This is a genomic window from Stenotrophomonas sp. OVS01A, from assembly GCF_019969775.1.
GTDB classification, from domain to species: Bacteria; Pseudomonadota; Gammaproteobacteria; order Xanthomonadales; family Xanthomonadaceae; genus Stenotrophomonas; species Stenotrophomonas indicatrix.
In genome coordinates this window covers 1,443,508-1,460,813 of the sequence record NZ_JAHXYV010000001.1, presented here as the reverse complement: position 1 = coordinate 1,460,813, position 17,306 = coordinate 1,443,508, and the positions used below count along the sequence as shown (strand labels likewise).

The 17,306-nt window shown below is 59.2% G+C and carries 11 protein-coding genes; 5 read left to right on the top strand and 6 right to left on the bottom strand.

Going from position 1 to position 17,306, the window contains the following annotated elements; all coding sequences use genetic code 11:
* The gene (locus tag LC407_RS06915) at positions 1–3,849 is read right to left on the bottom strand and encodes a wall-associated protein (protein ID WP_223482461.1); all 3,849 of its coding nucleotides are present in this window, start codon (positions 3,847–3,849) and stop codon (positions 1–3) included.
* A gap of 67 nt (positions 3,850–3,916) precedes the next feature.
* A complete protein-coding gene (locus LC407_RS06910; protein ID WP_140226989.1) occupies positions 3,917–5,656 on the bottom strand; it encodes a hypothetical protein in 1,740 nt (579 codons plus the stop codon).
* A gap of 640 nt (positions 5,657–6,296) precedes the next feature.
* Here LC407_RS06910 and LC407_RS06905 point away from each other — a divergent pair.
* The 3 genes from LC407_RS06905 to LC407_RS06895 all read left to right on the top strand — a co-directional run bounded on the left by LC407_RS06905 (position 6,297) and on the right by LC407_RS06895 (position 9,403).
* Positions 6,297–6,536 (top strand): hypothetical protein, encoded by a 240-nt coding sequence (locus tag LC407_RS06905; protein WP_140226990.1) that lies wholly within the window; start codon positions 6,297–6,299, stop codon positions 6,534–6,536.
* A gap of 327 nt (positions 6,537–6,863) precedes the next feature.
* A complete protein-coding gene (locus LC407_RS06900; protein WP_140226992.1) occupies positions 6,864–7,478 on the top strand; it encodes a hypothetical protein in 615 nt (204 codons plus the stop codon).
* 266 nt (positions 7,479–7,744) lie between these two features.
* Positions 7,745–9,403 (top strand): SEC-C domain-containing protein, encoded by a 1,659-nt coding sequence (locus LC407_RS06895; protein ID WP_223482460.1) that lies wholly within the window; start codon positions 7,745–7,747, stop codon positions 9,401–9,403.
* A gap of 120 nt (positions 9,404–9,523) precedes the next feature.
* On the opposite strand, the gene LC407_RS06890 is transcribed toward LC407_RS06895, so the two are convergent.
* Positions 9,524–10,447, bottom strand: coding sequence for a hypothetical protein (locus LC407_RS06890; RefSeq protein ID WP_223482459.1), 924 nt, complete (start codon positions 10,445–10,447; stop codon positions 9,524–9,526).
* Positions 10,448–10,918: 471 nt separating this feature from the next.
* On the opposite strand from LC407_RS06890, the gene LC407_RS06885 reads away from it, so the two are divergent.
* Positions 10,919–12,412 (top strand): SEC-C metal-binding domain-containing protein, encoded by a 1,494-nt coding sequence (locus tag LC407_RS06885; RefSeq protein ID WP_223482458.1) that lies wholly within the window; start codon positions 10,919–10,921, stop codon positions 12,410–12,412.
* A 42-nt stretch (positions 12,413–12,454) separates the two neighbouring features.
* Here the strand turns inward: LC407_RS06885 and LC407_RS06880 are convergent, their stop codons facing one another.
* From LC407_RS06880 to LC407_RS06870, 3 genes are read right to left on the bottom strand one after another with little or no spacing between them, the layout of a single operon-like run.
* Positions 12,455–12,943 (bottom strand): hypothetical protein, encoded by a 489-nt coding sequence (locus tag LC407_RS06880; protein ID WP_223482457.1) that lies wholly within the window; start codon positions 12,941–12,943, stop codon positions 12,455–12,457.
* Positions 12,940–14,727 carry a hypothetical protein gene (locus tag LC407_RS06875; RefSeq protein WP_223482456.1) on the bottom strand — a complete coding sequence of 596 codons (1,788 nt, stop codon included), beginning with the start codon at positions 14,725–14,727 and terminating at the stop codon, positions 12,940–12,942. Before LC407_RS06875 ends, LC407_RS06880 begins: the two co-directional genes overlap by 4 nt.
* 17 nt (positions 14,728–14,744) lie before the next feature.
* A complete protein-coding gene (locus LC407_RS06870) occupies positions 14,745–15,824 on the bottom strand; it encodes a site-specific integrase (RefSeq protein WP_223482455.1) in 1,080 nt (359 codons plus the stop codon).
* A 349-nt stretch (positions 15,825–16,173) separates the two neighbouring features.
* Between LC407_RS06870 and LC407_RS06865 the strand changes: the two genes are divergently transcribed.
* Positions 16,174–16,761 carry a hypothetical protein gene (locus tag LC407_RS06865; RefSeq protein WP_223482454.1) on the top strand — a complete coding sequence of 196 codons (588 nt, stop codon included), beginning with the start codon at positions 16,174–16,176 and terminating at the stop codon, positions 16,759–16,761.
* The last annotated feature ends 545 nt before the right edge of the window (positions 16,762–17,306 follow it).

The window sequence follows — 17,306 nt, the reverse complement described above, 5'->3', positions numbered from 1 at the left end:
CTACCCTCCAGTTGCGGAAACGGCGGGGGCCCAGGCCGAGCACCCTATGGGCTTGCATGCTCTCACTTGGAACGTAGCGCCTGCAGGAACGCCCGTGTAGTCGATCTGCACCGACGTTGCAGGCCCCGAATAGGCTCCCCTTCCTGTGACTTCGTACCAGGCAGCCCCGGCCACTGCGTTCCAGCTGACGAAGTAACGCACCTGCCACGGCGGGAATGCATTGGTAACCACGAAGCGCGCGGTGAGTCCGGTTGGTGTTACAGGCGGAACATTCACTGCCACCGCAACTGAGCCACTGTAGCCGCTGCATCCCCCTTGATTGCATGCGGCGACCCGGTACGCATAGGTACCATCGCCGCGACCGGAGATCACCGCAGAAGTACTTCCGCCGCTATAGACCGCCGTCCATCCTCCGCCATTCGCGCTCTCTTCAACTACATAGCTATTGGCTCGATCAACCGCGTTCCAACTGACCGTGTAACTGCCGGTGCCGGAACTACCCGGACCGAATAGCACCGGCTCTGACGGTGGTCGCATCACTACCACGTTCAACGCCGGCCCCTGCGGCCCGCAGCCCCCATCGTTGCAAGCTGCAATGCTGTAGCTGAGGCTTCCATTTGCGCGCCCAGTCAATGTCGCGCTGGTGCTGCCGCTATTGAGGATGGCATTCCACCCACCGCCGGATACGCTTTCGAAGAGCCGGTATGTCGTCGCAAGGGGAACCGGCGACCAGTTCAGAGCGACACTTCCATCATTGGATAGAGTCGGGCCGGACAGGTTGGAGCTGCCTGTCGGAGCACGAACGACCCGCACAGTCGCGGGGCCAGTACTCGGCCCGCACCCGCTGCTGTTGCAAGCGGACACGCGGTAGGCGTAGCTTCCGTCTGGCTTCTGTGAGAATTCCTTCGCTGTCGCTGCGCCTGTTGCTGCCACGATCCAGGCGGAGCCACCGCTGCTTTCTTCCAAGTGGTAGACGCTCGAGCCGGATACTGAAGACCAGGAGACGGTGTAGGCACCGTTCGCAGACAGTGCGGGAGCACTCAATCCAGCGGGTGATTCTGGGACGCGCAGCACCTGCACCGACGCCGTTGCACCGTACTCACCGCAGCCGGCGGCATTGCAGGCACGTGCGCGGTAGGCAAATGTGCCGTTGGGCTTGCCAGCAAAGGAGCGAGAGAGGATGGCGTCATTCTGGATTTCGGCCCATCCACTTCCTGTTGTGGACTCCTCCAACCTATAGGTCTGGGCGCCGGCCACTGCTGGCCACGAGACGCTGTAGTTGCCGTCTATTGAGAGCCCAGGCGCGTTTACGGAGGGCCCAGCTGAAGGGAGCGACTGGACCGAAGTGATAGCAGTGGCACTCCAGCCGCCACAGGCCGTAGCGCGACAGGCTCGCACACGGTAGCCGTAAGACCCGCCAGCCCTGCCGGTCACTTCTCTCGTCCTGTCAGGCCCGGAATAGATGTTGGACCACGCGCCGGCGCCCGCTTGCTCTTGCAGATCGTACCGGCTGGCTTGGGCCACCTCTGACCAGGAGACCGTGTAGTTGCCGCTGGAGCTCTGAGCAGGCGCACTGACCACCGGGGTCGCGGGTGCCGTCGATGTTGTGGCCTTCGCGACCAGACTTCCATTTAGATAGACGTACTCCACGCTACTGGCGGTGCGATCATTGTCTTGTCGACGAAGCACCCCGTCATTTCCGTAGAAGGATGCGATAGTGCCAGAGTCAGCCGAGGACAGGACTCTTCGTCCGCTACCGTCATATCGATAGCTTTCCTTCCCCACTGCTGTGCGAAGTCGGTTGCCGTAGTCGAACTGAAATCCTTGACCGTTCTTGACAGAAAGATTTCCCTGCACGTCGAAGGCGAGCCCCACTACCGTCGAGCCGCTACTGTTGATGATGTTGGTCAGGCGATTGTTGCCGTCATACCAGTAGGAAAGATCCTTAAGGCCTTCAAGTCTGACCGCACGGATGTTGTCCAAGGCGTCGTAGCTATAAGTAAGCTGCCCATTGCCACCGAAGGCGGTTGAATGGGTGGACAGCAGGCGATCCTGCGAGTCATACGTCATCGAGCGAGTGCGCGCTGCGTTCAATCCATCGGTGATCTGCGCTACGTTGCCTGCAGCATCGTAGCCATAAGTGTTATTGAGAACCCCTGCGTCGGAAACACTGGCTGGAAGCTGTCTCCCGTTCTGTTGCATTGCGTGCACTATCCCGTTGCCGTACACAAACCGGCTCATGCCACCATTAGGGAAGTACGTGACGCTGGATACAAAGGCGCCCGCGCGTGTTGGCTGACCCAGCGCATTGGGAGCGTATTCAACGCTAAGCCCGCTTGGATACTGAACACCGGCCAAGGAAGCGTGTGGGTCGTAGACGTACCCAACCGACCGTGCAGGCATTCCCGTCTGTTCGATCGATTCTCCGGTAACGAGGCGACGCCTGTTGTAGCTGTAGGTATTCACCACCTGGCTACTACCAGCATCATTGCGCGTGGTGACTTGGGCGACCTTGCCGTCGGCGGTGTAGCTCCAGATCTGGTCACCATTGCTGTCCGGAAACGACAAGGCGAGCAGGCGATTTCGGGCATCGTACGATCTGGAGACGCGTCGCGGAGCTACCGACGCCGAGCTGCCGTCTGGCTCGCAGCCGGTACTACTCGCGAGGCCGGACGCAGACCAGGCAACGTTACCAGCTCCGTCGTAACCGACGAGCGTAGCTCCTGTCTCAGGCTCTACTGTCCGACACAGCTCTTGGGCCGCGTTATAGGAATAGGCTCGCGTAACCTCCAGGCTGCCATCTGCGCTGCCGCGGCGAATGCTCAGCGGCTTTGCGAAGGTGTCGCGATCAATGACTGTCAGCCCTCCTTCCGGTTGAAGGATCCGCGTAGGACTATCGAAGGAGGGCTGATCCAGCATGCGATACCAGGTCCGGATCTCGGCCCCCCTGGGATTGCGAGCAAGGGTGAACACGCCTGACGCGTCTCGTTGATAACTGAGTGACGTGGTGAGGTCACCCAACTCGGAGTTCTGAGTAACAGAGGTGGTGCGACCTAGTGCGTCATAGACGGTCCAAGTGCCACGATCACTATTGGCTGTTGCTGCAGGATAGGAGGAGAACACCGTCCTGCCTTCGTTGTCGTACTCCCTGCCTGTGAATCTGATGGTGCCTGGGTCGGCGGCGTCGTACTCCGAGACAATCAACGGTCGCCACAGTGCGTCGTAGTACGCGATGGAAACTCGGTTTCCAGTAATGGTTGTTTTTCGCCAATGGCCAGCCGCAACGCCGTACTCGTCGCCCATGACCTGAACAAAGCTCTGGTTCATCGGGCTCCAGGCGGTGCTATCTCCACTCGGGTAGTCAATGCCCGCCACCCGTCCCATCGCGTCATAGCGATATCCGGTCGAGAACCCGTTCTGATCGGTGACCTGGCTAATCCAGCCGCGATCATCCACGACAGCGCTTTGCGTTGTGCCATCAGGGAAGCTGATCAGCTGCGGAACACCGCGCTTCCAAGAGCCCAGCACGATAGTGTTCCCATTTCCATCACGCACGTATGCGATGGTGCCATCAGTGTTGTAGCCAAGCGATTGGGTCAACTTCCCAAATGCCCAGAACTGCGTGGGTCGAGAGGTGACAGGATCGAACGTCGCCTGATCGGCGAGGACGCCATTGATCGCACGAGTAGCAACTTGACCCAGAATCCACGAGCTTTCGTTGTCATGGTAGCTCAGGGTTTCCAAGGTAGTGGCGGCCCAGGCTTGTGGAAGGCTGGCCGTTGCAACCAGAGCAGCTGCGAGCAGCGTCTTGTGCGGGTATGTGCTTCTACGAGGCGATTTACGTGCCATACGCTTCCCTAAATTGTGGGACGCAGCGCACGAGCGCTGCCATTCGACTGCCTGTCGTAGCTCACCCTCAGGGCGAGCTGGATCGCGTGATCTTCAGCGGCCTTGCATAAGCGTCAAACTGATCCACGCGATAGAGAAATGTATTTCCATCCTGCGTGGTGGTGCGTGACTCCAATGGCTTGGGTAGCTCTTCTTCCTTCGAGCATGACCAACAGGGATTGCTGCCAATCCGGGCATAGCTGCCGTCCGAGCTACGCCGGTACTGGGTGTCTATCCGCCGCAGCACTCCCTGCGTATTCCCGCGTTCCTCACTCAGCAGCTGGCCCTCGAGATCTCCGTACTTCTGACTGAAGGTGAAGCGATCCCAGCTGCCGTCCTCGCGAGTAACGGTGAGTGCGCGCGTCTCGGGGCACGGCGTAGTCGAGCAGTAGACATGTTGTCCAGTGTCCAGGCTCGCAGCAAGCGGCGTGTACTGGTAGCTCCATGTCATGGTCGCGAGCCCGGGCCCTGAGATGACCTTGCGATCCAGTGCCAGCACGGTCAGGAGGTGGGACTCCACCGGATAGAAGATCTGCGTGAAGGGCCGGCAGGTGTTCGGCGCATTGGTTCTGCCATGAAGTCGGTAGCTCATTTCAAATGTGCCCCTGGCTCCTGAAGGATGAGTCATGACCACCGTTGCGGATGAGCTTGGGCCAGGTGTGAACGGCACAAAGTCTGCACAGTTCCTCCAGCCGCCAATGGGGTTATCGAACGCAGCTCCGGCATCAAATGACCAACTCGATCCATCTGGAAGTGCCACGCGGGTGAGCTTGCGATCGACAGTGCTGCCGGTGTACTCATAGTTCCAAGTGCGGCCATTGGCGACGACACTCTGTACCCCGTCAGCCCCTGAGTTCACCGTAATGGAGCGGCCGTCGCTCGCGCTCATCACGACCTGACTTGGGGAGTAGGTGAAGGTAATGAAGTTGCCGTTCCTGTCCTCGATACGGGTCGGCAACGCGCGGAACTCACGCAGTCCCATCGTGCTCGTGTAGTTGAAGAAGCCATTACCGTAGTTCGCGGTCATGGTTCCGCGGGGTATAGCCACAATGCGGTCAAACCAGTACCTGTCCCCATTGGGGGCATGCGCCATGAAGGCCTCCCCGCTCTCGCCGTTGCTGGTGCTCGGAAGGCAGGAAAACACCCAGCGATCAGCGGTGGTCCAGTGATAGGCACGACCGTCCGTAGGTTGCTTGGCGCCCGCAGCCATGATGATCATGGGCTTGCTGTCGCTCCCGGGAAGGCTCAGGGAGAGCCCGCCCCAGAAAAAGTGCGGATCAAAGGAGAAGCCGACGTTTCCTTGCCCGCCACTCACATACTCGGATGGAGCGCTTGCCTGCTGAGGTGAATTCAGTGGGATCGAACAACGACGTAGTGGCTCGCCCGGCACCATGGACACCCAGCCACTCTGCCCAAACATGCCTGAGATGTAGGGCAGGTCAAAATCCCAGTCCCTCATCGATTTGAGGGTGTCCCGGCGCCCGCCCATTTTCAATGTGCGCGAGAACCGCATTGGCAATGCGTTGTTTCCAGGTAGATCAACATCAACCTGGGTGAACTGGATGCCGCCCGTATAGAGGCTGACCCTGTCACCGAACAGGTCGTTACCCAACACCGTGAGTTCGCTCAGGCCCTTGAGCTTGTCTTCGTAGAAGACGCCCGCCTGCGATGAGGTCAGTGGCGCGCCAGTCTGTGCTTGAGCAGCGGCAGCGAGTGTCAGCAAAAATAGATTGAGGACAGCACTGATGACTTTGGAATGCAATGACACGTACGTCTCCATGTAGCGCTGGCTGAGCGGCCAGACATGATCCGGTGACTACTAAGTCTGCAACAAGACAACTTCAGGGCTTATCGGATAGCAATGAGACATCGCCTGGACAAATGCTGCCAATAGAGCCTCATTCATTGCGCTTTACGCACGAACTACCCGCGCTGCGATAGCTGCGCTTAAGAGTGACAGTCACGTTCCCCTTGCAATGCGGCGGACACTATCTCAAGTAATGACGGCGCGCAACTGGCTTTGGTTTGCGCCTCCAGCCAAGATCAAGTGAGCATCGAGTGCACGCGGGAGATCAGCTCATGACTATTGAAGTAGTGACACCAGTTGCAGCGGGCTGACAGCGGCGCGCTTTGGACGACCCATATGACGATGCGACCGACCAGGTAACCGCAGCGGGCGCAACACCATCGCGATGATGTAGTGGCGGGCAAGCTTGGATAGACGGAATACTTCAATCACCAGCCACTGATCGTTACCCGCTTCTGGCCGGAGGCAGACGTGCGCAGGCGCTCTGTCCGGTTCCCGCTTAGAGGCTCAAGCGGTCGTTTGCATGGCTGGGTTTGGTGTTTGCACTAGACTGGAGGCGAGGGCATAGTTCTTCCGTCAAAATGGAGGAATAAGCCCCGCCATGGCAACACCATCTGAGCAGAATCGGCTGTTGTCTGCGGCAACGCAATCGGCGATGGAAGCCGAGCTGGGCCGGAGGCTGACCTCTGCGGAGAGCGACAAGATCTGGAACACGGGTTCTTTTCACGGGCTTGAGATGATCGACATGGCGATTCACTACGCGCAATTTGTTGATGCTCTTGAAGCGTATCTTGCCGGGTTGCGGGAGCGCGATCCGTTGCCCGAGCGTTTTAGGGCCTAGTGCATTCCGCGCCGATCCGCTCGGTGAGAACTGTCAGGGATTGCTGGAATGCGGCCGCAAACAGTTGGCCACCGTCTCTCTCGTGGCTTTGAGCGATCGAAGGGAGCAATCTGGTCCACGTGTCGGGCAGAAGCTCTTGATCTTGGTGCGTTAGAAACGAAATCCGCAGGGCATACTCCATTGAATTTAGGTAGCCGCGGTGCATCTCAATTGCGGCCTCGCAAGCATGGAGGCGATCAAGGATCTCTGTAATCTCGGAGGTCATGGCAGTCTGGACAGGAGGGGAAGGGGAGGGCGATAGTCTGCGAACGTCCAGACGAGCCTGCCATGAGCATCCTCAACCTTCTACTCACTCGTGACCACCTTGTCGTCGCAGTGGATACCTTGGCAGAGGATGCTCTCACAGGGAAACATTCAGCAGGAGCAAAGCTGCTGCTGATCCCTCAGCACAACCTGATACTTGCTACGCGAGGTTCTACGCAGTTCTTCCTCCGCATTTATGAGCTAACGCTGCAGGCCAGCTTCCGCGCAGATTTCACAATGGAACAGCTATCTACCGAGCTGGGGTTAGTGGTGGACCAGCTGTGGCCGAACTACGAGAAGGCGGCAGCCGAGGCAGGATTGCCGATCGAGCAGCTCGGAGCCGAGTTGGTGCTTGGTGGCTGGTCGCCGAAGAACGGCCGGATGATGGCCACGGGATATGCGAAGAGTGACAGCCAGCGTACTTGCGTGGTCCAGCCGATCTGGGGCCAGCTGGCGTCCCTAGGCGAACCGCTCCAGTTCGCAACTCCCAGCATGGCCCAGACGGATCTGCTGGCCCATGCGCGCCTGCAGAGCAGCTACCTCAACAAGCAGCTGGGACGGAGGGTGGCAGGGGGCCGACTGCTGGCTGGGTTCCTGCAGAAGGGGCAGTCCGTGCTCAAGGATCCAGGAGAGATTTAGGTCGTTGGTGCCAATCCGGCTAGCGCCAGGATCCGATCCCGCACTTTCTCCCATCGCTGCGAGACCGTAGCATGCTCAAGGTGAGCCGTAGATTAGGAAGATTTATCGGGGGTAGGGGAGGGCAGTTCCCGACCTGATACGGAGGCTGTAAAGTGGTAGCGAGGCCGCATCCAAGTGCTTGCTGCCACCTCTGCACGAGCATTGATAGAAGTGACTGAGCCGCTGAAGTGGGCCGCCCTCAAGGAAGAACGGAAAAGGAACCACATATGGGCGGAACTAAGCTAGGCAGGAATGAACTCTGCCCGTGTGGAAGCGGCAAGAAGTTCAAGCGCTGCCACGGCGGCACCAATGTCAACCACGAAGAGATGATCTCGCGAGGTGCCGAGGAAGCCAAGCGCAAAGCTGAGATCAATCGGATACAGCAGCAGCGACAGCAAGGCCTAGGTCGTCCAATCATCGCCACCCAGACAGCCGGTAAACGGATCGTCGCTGTGGGCCATCGTCTATTTCATGGCGCATGGCCAACCTTTCATGACTTCCTTTATAGCTACATCCTAGATGTTCTGGGGCGCGACTGGCTCGAGGCCCAGACGCAGCTGGGGCACAGCGAACGTCATCCTGTCATTCAGTGGCATGAAAAGTTCCTGCTGGCATCCAAAGCCGCCAACCTGGCACCAGGCGAGCTGGCACCAGGCGAGACACACACGACGCTGATGACCGGCGCGATCAGCGCATTTCTGACGCTGGCGTATGACCTCTACACCCTGGAACACAACAATGATCAAACGCGCACCCCTCAGCTGCGGAAATCACTGATTGGTCGTTTGAAGTGCCAAGATCAGTTCATCGGGGTGCGTTATGAGATCCGTGTTGCAGCCATGCTGCTGAGAGCCGGGTTCGAGCTGGAATGGGAAGATGAGACCGATCGCCGAACCAAGCATGTGGAATACACCGCCACCTATCCGCGCACCGGAAAAGCCTTTGGCGTCGAGTGCAAGATCCGAAACCAGGATGCTGCGAAGCAGGCGAACAAGCATCTCGGGAAGTTCACCGGGCTGGTGAGCGATGCGCTGAAGAAGGCGACGCCACATGCCCGTTTGATCTTCGTCGACCTGAATACGCAGGCCTATCCCTATGTTCCGGGTGGACCGCATGACTGGCGAACGATCGGGATCAACATGCTGCGAAAGTTCGAGGCACAACCCAACGCAGCGACCCTGCCCTCCGCCGTGGTGTTCATCACCAACTATCCCGACCATCACCACCTTGACACCCAGGTTCCCGACGCTGGAGCCGCCGTTGAGGGCTTCAAGATTGATGACTACCGGACCGGTCAGTTCCTGACGCTGCCGCAGAAGATTGAAATGCGCGTACGAAATCCTGAGGTCGAAGCACTCGTGGCATCGATCCAGGAACATATCGACCTGCCTTCCACATTTGAAGGGGAAATTCCTGGACTGCCGTCAAACCGCCTGCTCATTGGGCGCCGATATCAGATGGACGATGGTTTGGTGGGCACCTTGGAAGACGCCTGCGTGATGAACGAAAACGGCGAGGTCGCGTTGATTATTGATCGGGATGAAGGCGGGCGAGCGGTCTACACCAACCAGCTCTCGCCTGAGGAATTTGCTGCGTGGAGGCGCTATCCAGAGACCTTCTTCGGGCAGATCCGCCAGGGACCGGGCCCGATCAACAATCCAGTCGAACTTTATGACCGGTTGAAAGCTACTTTCGCCCGCAGCACGAAGGAAAAGCTGCTTCAGTTCATGGGCGAACACGGCGACCGATTTGCCGCGCTCACGCAGCCAGAGCTGTTGGACGTCTATGTGCAAGGCATGGTGAACTCTGTGATGGAGCGAGCGGGGGCCCAAGAAGTCCCGGTTCATATCCAAAGGATGAAGCCGCCGCCGACTAGAGCTGTTTAGGAGGCAACTCACTTAGGCATTGAACGCGCGCGTGGGAAGAATGACTAAATCTTCGGGCGGGAACTTTGCATTTGGCAAGTGTAGCGGGCAAGCATAGGAAGAGTTAAGGTTTAGGAAGATTTATCGCTGGTAGTATCCCAGCCGTGCGCCGGCATCGGCGAACCTATGCTCAACGAGTATCTCCGCCAGTTCACGGCATTGGACATCGGTCAGGATCGGGAACAGCCGCGAAGACATCCGCTGGCTGACGGTACATGCGTTGTTGCCGCTCCAGGTGGCGGACATGATCCCCAGCGCATCCCAGAATCGCGCAAGCTGGCGGTCCCCGGTGCACAGTCCCAGCGTTTCCGGCCCCAACGGGGCGCCCGCGGCAAGCATCTCGACGGCGCGCACGTCCGACACCGCATTGTGCGCGGCCCTAGGGCCATACCTCGGTTTGGGCTTGATGACGCCCCTGGCCGCCGAAGCGGTTGCCTCGGTCGCACCCTCGTACAAGCAGGACAGGGTGGCAATGAGCACAAGCGAGGCGCCCAGGCGCCTGCGTTGCGCCGCGTCGAGGATCCGGTCCCGGATCGCGACGAGTTCGCGCCGCGGGCGTCGTTCGGCGATCTCGGGGGCAATTTCGCACAGGAAGTCCACCTCCGCGCGATGTCGCGCGTGCAGGTCGACGACATTCTGGTAGAGCTGTAGGAAGTTGTCGTCCCGGTGCCGGACGATCCTCGCGCTGCGGAAGTACGCGCCGATCTTCTCGCAGGACCGCCGGTACTCGTCCTTGAACTCGTCCAGCGTCGGAATCCGACTTTTGTTGCCCTCGAACGCGCACAGCACCGGGTTGATCGACTGAGTCGGCGTGTCCAGGAATTCCAGCCACCAGCGCATGGCGGCGTCGCGCGGGCTGTCCGGTACACTGCGAGGCTCCCGGCCGATCCAGCTGACGACGTTCCGATCGAGCAGGTGGATGACCGCGCTGGTCATGGCCAATGGCGAGACGCCACCAGGTACCAGCGAATAGACCGTGACCGGATGCCTGAACTTCAGGGTCATCGACAGCTGCAGGATGGGTTCCGAAGTCACGTGTCTCGGGTTCGCTAAGGGGAATGACGGGGATGTCGGACAGTCTGCAGCCGGCAGGTCTCACGACGCGATACGCCAGGTGCCCAAATGCCTGGAGGGGAGGGCGCGCCAAGACGCTTTACGCCATCCCCTTTCCGGCAAGGGCGGGTTTCAATGCAAATGGCTGGCGGAGCGGGTTTTTTCATTGTTTTCAGCGATCTCGGCGCGGAGTTCCAACGGAGCGTCCCCCCTGGCCCCATCGTCGATGGGCAGCCGCAGGCGCTTCGACCTACCGCTGCCGGGATGGTGGTTTTGAGGTAAGTCTCGGGATACCTTGGCCCCCAGAGCAATTCCCGATAACCATCAAAGCCTGACTCAGGGGCTGGAGGATCAGGGCCGTACTGCGCCCTGTACGATACGCCAAGAACAAAGGGACATTCGGCGTCGAGCCAGGGGGACTGTTTGGATACTACAAAAATCATCAAATCAAGTGGGGTCACCGAGACCGAACGCCTCCTCGCGGAATTCTGCGATCGTACGTTCCTGAGGCTGTGGGCCTATGCCAATCCCTACAAGGATGACGGCGACGAGCTCTGCGATCTCTTGGCCGTTTTTGGCGACCAGGTCTTTGTCTTCTTCGATCGCGAGAACAGGCTACCTGAGACATCCGTCAAAGATCCCGAAGTACTTTGGGGGCGCTGGAAGCGCAACGTGATTGATCGTCAAGTGAAGACGGCGCATGGCGCCGAGCGGTACATCCGCAGTGGACGAGCGATCTTCCTGGATAGCAAGAAGACGATCCCATTTCCGCTTGCCATCGACCCGGCGAATGCGGTGATTCACAAGATCATTGTGGCGCATGGTGCGAAGGAGGCCTGCAAGAACGCATCGGAGCGGAATGTCTACGGAAGCCTGGCGATCACGTACGGCGAACTGGATTCGCACGCCGACTCCGAGCATCCCTTCCATATCCAGATCGACAAGAGCAATCCTGTCCATGTGCTCGACAGCCACAACCTGTCGATCGTACTGTCCGAACTCGATACGGTAACGGACTTTTCGGCGTATCTAGAAGAGAAACGTAGAGCAATCGCCAAGCTCGACTATTTGAGCTACTGCGGTGAGGAGGATTTGCTCGGACACTATCTCCTCAACTACAACAAAAAGGAAAAAAGGCACACAATTGGCCTGAAAGGGGGAGGTGGCGGCTTCAACGGGGTGATGATCGGAGAGGGCGAATGGCATGACTTCATCCATACCGATCTCTACAAGAACACCAAGAGCGAGGACCGGATTTCCTACTTCTGGGACGACCTCATTCAGCGAACCTGCCAGAACACGTTAGATGGCACGGTCGGTGGCAACGCGGACTTGCTCCGCGGAAAGAGTGCGATCTACGAGATGGTGAAGGAACCGCGCTTCGTGCGCCGTGGTCTGGCGGACAAGATTCTGACAGCAGTCGAACGCTTTCCCGATGATGCAGGCCAGTTCGCCCGACAGGTTACGTACGTTCCGTCATACCAGCCCAACGTGGGGTATGTCCTGTTGCAGCTCCATGCGCCGGACCAATTCAAGGCTCAGGCCGACTACCGCGAGAAGCGGCAGGCATTGCTTGAAATCGCGTGCGGAGCGGCGAAGAACAAGTTCCCGGACCTTATGAAGGTCGTCGGTATCGCTATAGATGCCCCGAAGCACTCAAACGGTATGGATGGAGAGGACTTCATCCTGATGAGATGTGGCACTTGGACCGAGCAGCTGCGCTCGCACTACGAGGAACTGAATGGACTCTGGCAGTTCTTTGGTACTGAACAGATGCAGCAGTTCAACATGCATCTGACGCAGTTCGTTCCGCCCGAAGATGCGGCGCTGGCCGGGAAGCGGGCGACGAAAATCGGCCGCAACGATCCTTGCCCATGCGGCTCGGGAAAGAAGTACAAGAAATGCCACGGCGCATGAGGTCGACGCATTCCCGTCCCACGGCATCGGTCGAGTCCGCGCTCATGCGAGCTGCCCCTCCAAGGCGGGCATAAGCGAGCGCAGCACAGCCACGCTCTCGCTGACCAGCATCCGGTCTCGCGCGTCATCCGGATCCTTGTCACCATGAATGAGATTGCACCTCACCTGGTAGATGACGCCGCCCACTGCAGCAAGACGGTTCTTGGATGTCTCTCTTCGGTTGCGGTAGAGGGCAGCGCAGCGCTGAGTGGAGGCCCGGAAACTCGGGTCATCCCGGTCCAACTGCATGTTCCCTGGCGGAACCTCCAGGATTCGATCCACCGATCCGCGAATCGACCGAAGGACGCGAAGTGCGATACTCTCGGAGAAATTGCGTCGAACGCACGACATCACTCGTGAGCGTTCCCGAGCATCAGGCTCTCCGCCGTAAATCGCATTGAACGCAATCCAGAGTTGCGAGAACTCCGCCCAGTCGGCGGGCGAGGCTACTCGAATTCGATAGGCCAGCTGGGCTCGGAGGGCTGCGTTCACCGGCGTTGGCGCTCCAGCAACTGCCCCATGGCGGAATTGATGGATTCAAGGGCGCGGATGACGCCATCCATCACGAAGTCCAGGGCCAATCCATAGCCGTCACTCAAATGGCCGGTATCAAAGCCCATTTCCTGGAGCGTCTGAATGCATTTCCCGACCGCCTCGTGAGCGTCCGCGATACGAAGGTCATTGTTCAAGAATAGGGGCGCTATGAGCGGGCTCCTGGCATTCCATCCTTCCGGCTCTCGTTGCGATCCGAAGGCGTCCAGGGACTCTTCGTCGTCGTTCAGTCGTTGCAGGACATTCAACAGTGCCTCCAGCAGTTTCAACAGCCCTAGGTCGTTGATCTTGCCCCGTGGGCAACCGGCCTTCTCCAGCAACGACTTCAAATAGCCATTGGGAATCTTCTGCAGGATCTCATGGAGTTGCTTACACCTCGCAAGAAATGCCTGCTGGGTCATGTCCAGCGGCGCGACCTGTGCCAGCTTGCACAGGTTCTGATATGCCATCCAGCCGTTATCGCGCAGTTCCCTACGGGAGAATCCAGTCAGCTCCTCTGCGGTCTTATGTAGCCCAGTGCTGGCACCAAGATGCGAAAGGTTGTCGCCGAGAATAATAATCTGGTCGAGCAGACGTTGCGTCTTCGCAACGATGTGTTCGGCATCCATGTCCATATGCGCGATCTCGTCGCGCCCGAGTGCATGCTCGTATGCATGAAGGATCTCGCGGTCGGGTTTCGGCTTGTACAGCTCGCGCATTGAGACGCTGACTAGGTTGCGTCCAACTCGGATACAGTCCGTAAATCCCCATTGACCCTTATAGGAAGGGCTGCAACGCCATCTTCCGTCGATCTGGGCAGGCGTTGTGTCGTAGAAGGCGCTTTGCTCGTATCGTTCAAGGAACCGGTCGTCCAGGAAAACCTGCTTCCCGGACAACAGAGCGTTAGCGCGCTCGCAAGTCATCGGTTCCGCATCCCCCGGCCAGACGATGCCATCGACGCTTTGCTCGGGGCAGAGCTCGCACGATACGGCTTCCACCGAGGCCCATACTTGGAGCAAAAATCCTTTTTTGTACTCGCGAATATCGAGGGTGTACCAGGCGGGTCCTGTCTCGGGCTTCAGATCGATATGTCCTTGGGCGCCCATCAGTTTGCGGATCTCGGGACGGTCGGGAAGCTTCTTCTTGTAATAGATCGCCCTGACTCCGCGCGCCGATCGCAACCATAGGTACTTCCTCAGGTATTCATTGGACATCGACCAGCCGATATTGCGAGTCGACCTCCAGTAGTACTCGTTGGAAATCTCGCCCTGCGCCACACCGAACTCCGGCAGGCCAAGATCGTCATAAATGAGCTTCTGGTGGTCGTTGCCGATGCAACGCGGAGTTAGCCCCAAGGTCATCCAGACCTTTTCGGCCAGATTATAGGTATAGAAGGAGCCGCTTCCCCATGAGGCGACGATATAGTCGTGCCCCGATAGGGAAGGATGATATTCCGCAGCGTTTCCCTTTCCATCGACGGGTACGGAATAGGCGACAACGCCATGCCCGGCCTCATCGAGAACATCCAGTGGCGCGTCGCTGCCATCCTGCACCACGGCCATCTGGAGATGGAGAGCTTCCTCGTTGATATCGCGGTCCGGTGCCTCGTACAGACAGGCGACCTCGACAGCCTCCCGCGGGTTGATGCCGACGGGCGTCAGCAGGTTCCGCAGCCGCTCGGGAATAAGGTCGGCAGGCAGCGGAAAGGCCGCAACGTAATCAAACGACATAGGCGAGGGTTTCATCACGAAGTGTCATCCTTCTATTTGAGCAGTCGTGCCGCGGGATTATCCTCTGCCGCACCTGCTTGAAAGTACCCGATCACACTCGCCACCGAGCGATGCTCAGTCATCGCCATGACTGCGGGCAGCGGCACACCTTGCTTACCGGCTTCGGTAACAAACCCCGACCGCAAGCTATGCGCCCCGAAGTCGTCCTCCAACCCAGCCAACCGGGCCCGGCGCTTCACGATCGCGGCCACGGAGCCCGGGAGCAGGGCAGGGCCGACCCGCCCCTTCCAGATCCGCCGGAAGATCGCCCCCTCGTGGATCTCCGCGGCCTCGAGCCAGGCCGTCAGCGCGTCGGCGCTGCGCCCCAGGATCGGCTTGTCCGGCGTGGAATCCACCGTCACGCCGGCCTGCTGGGTCTTCGAATACTCCAACCGGTAGATGTAGCCGTCCTCGCCAACCTTGCGCAGATCGCGGAGATCGGCCGCAGCGATCTCGCTGCGCCGACGACCACCGCTGGCAAAGCCAAAGCAGAGTAGGGCGCGGTCGCGCCGGCCTTCCAGACCATCATCGCAGGTCGCTAGCATCGCCTCGAGCTCAGCGCGGGTGATCGCGGTCTTCTTGGTCGGCCGCTCACCGCGTTTGACCGAGGATCGGCGAGCGCGGCTTAACAGCGTTCTGACACTGGATAGCTCACACGGGTTACTTACGCGCTTGAGCTTGTGGGCCGTCGACAGCACGGCCACACGATGGACTACCGTTGACAGCTTCAACGGCCCGACCTTGGCCTTGAGGCCGGCGGCCACCAACGCCTGGTCAATCGTCGGCGGTAGTTCGCTGACTAGGCCGGTCTTGCCTTTGCGCTGGATGTGGTCGACCAGGAACTGGATCACCACGGCCTCGCTGGCAGGCAAGGCCAGTTCGACGCCGTAGCGGGCCTGGTGCCAGCCGGCCCAATAACGCAGGGCGGACGCATAGCTGCGGGTGGTATTGGCGGCAGCGGCTTCGGCCAGCACCTCCCGCACCGCGTCAGCGGCCTGCTGGGCCAGCTGCTCGGGGAGTACTAGGCTCGCACCTGTCGCTGCCACGGCAGGCAATGTGCCATTTCGTTTCATACTATGTAATGTACGTTGGCAGGCAACGTGCCATTTCGTTTCATACTATGTAATGTACGTTATGAAACAGGGTGTGTACTGGTGATAATCATCACTTATCGCCAGTACGTTACCAGCCGAGTAGGGCACCAGTACAGGAGACTTCGCATGGCCCGCGGCATCACCGAATCTGACGTCCACACCGCCGCCGACGAACTGGTGGCCAAGGGCGAGCGCCCAACCGTTGCTGGCCGGGCAATGGTGGGAACTGGCGCTGAAGCACGCTAGGGAGGCGGCCCTTCGAGAGTTCGCAGAGACTGAGCAGTCACTTGCTGCCCAACGTGATGTGCTGGATGCCAGGCCACGGGCCGTGGCTGACGAACTGAGTCAAATGCGCTCAGAGCGCGCCGCTGCTATCGCCGGCGAACGCGTAGCTAGTACGCGAGCTATAGAACTGGAGCGACTGGTCGATCAGCTACACCTGCAGATTTCAGAACTCACGGAGCAGCGGGATCTCGAGCTTCGGAGAGCCGATCGGGCTGAGGCAGCAAGACAGCATCTTGATGCCCGGCTTCATGAAGCGCTGAAAACGGCAAAATCTGAGCGAGAGGACTGGGCCGAGTACGTCAGATCTGTCGAGAATCGAACGCTCAGCGACGTGGATCGATCTCGGCAGGAGGCGAAAGATCTCCAGGCTCAACTCAACAATCAGGCCAAAGCCCAGAGGGCAATTGAGGAGCAGCTACGCAAGGAGCTGCATGCCGCCCAATCTGCAGCCATCTCGGCCGGTCAAGCTGCCGATGTTCTCCGGGGTAGGTGCGAGGCACTTGAGACGCAACTCAGCAGCCTACGAGAACTTCCGGCGCAGCTGGAGGCAGCCTTCAAGCGGAACACGCCGAAGCAAGCGGCCCCAAGGTTGAGCGCACGGCCAATTTTTGCTTGGAGCCACTGGCTGTAGCTCTCGGCCACCTCAGCTGACTCAGATACGGCACGGGCATTACGAACAGGATCGAAGGCAACTACAGCCGACACTTCCTTATTTAGGATGGTGTCCCTGAACGCCTCAAAATTCCCAATGAAATCAAGAAGGGGCACGATCCTAAGCAAAAGGACAAGAATCAAGAAAACTGACAATTGCCAAGCAGAGCCTACGAACCCAACCATAGCGGATATAGCATTTCGCATAATGTATATTATGTTCAAAGCAGACCGGGCATCGACTCCGCTACCGAGCCCGGCCAATGGCACCCCGGACATCACCCGGGCCCCAACCGAGCCGTAGCTTCTCTGCACTCATGGTCGCCGGCGCCCCAGGGGCAACCCGGCATGTCCTGGCAGCACACGCCCGCACAAGCAGTCGCAAGGTCCAATCTCCACTAGTCAGGCGTACCTCACCGGACCAACGTTCAATTCTGAGGGAAACCCAAGCCCGCAGCCCTGCAGAATTCAACGCCGGCGGACCCGCGACCACCGTGACGCGTCACGTTAATGGCGCCCGCCAAC

Bases quoted from the DNA above. Each gene is read 5' to 3' on its own strand.
- LC407_RS06895 (WP_223482460.1), top strand. From the start codon at position 7,745: ATGGGCGGAACTAAGCTAGGCAGGAATGAACTCTGCCCGTGTGGAAGC.
- LC407_RS06890 (WP_223482459.1), bottom strand. From the start codon at position 10,447: ATGACCCTGAAGTTCAGGCATCCGGTCACGGTCTATTCGCTGGTACCT.
- LC407_RS06875 (WP_223482456.1), bottom strand. From the start codon at position 14,727: ATGAAACCCTCGCCTATGTCGTTTGATTACGTTGCGGCCTTTCCGCTG.
- LC407_RS06870 (WP_223482455.1), bottom strand. From the start codon at position 15,824: ATGAAACGAAATGGCACATTGCCTGCCGTGGCAGCGACAGGTGCGAGC.
- LC407_RS06905 (WP_140226990.1), top strand. From the start codon at position 6,297: ATGGCAACACCATCTGAGCAGAATCGGCTGTTGTCTGCGGCAACGCAA.
- LC407_RS06900 (WP_140226992.1), top strand. From the start codon at position 6,864: ATGAGCATCCTCAACCTTCTACTCACTCGTGACCACCTTGTCGTCGCA.
- LC407_RS06915 (WP_223482461.1), bottom strand. From the start codon at position 3,849: ATGGCACGTAAATCGCCTCGTAGAAGCACATACCCGCACAAGACGCTG.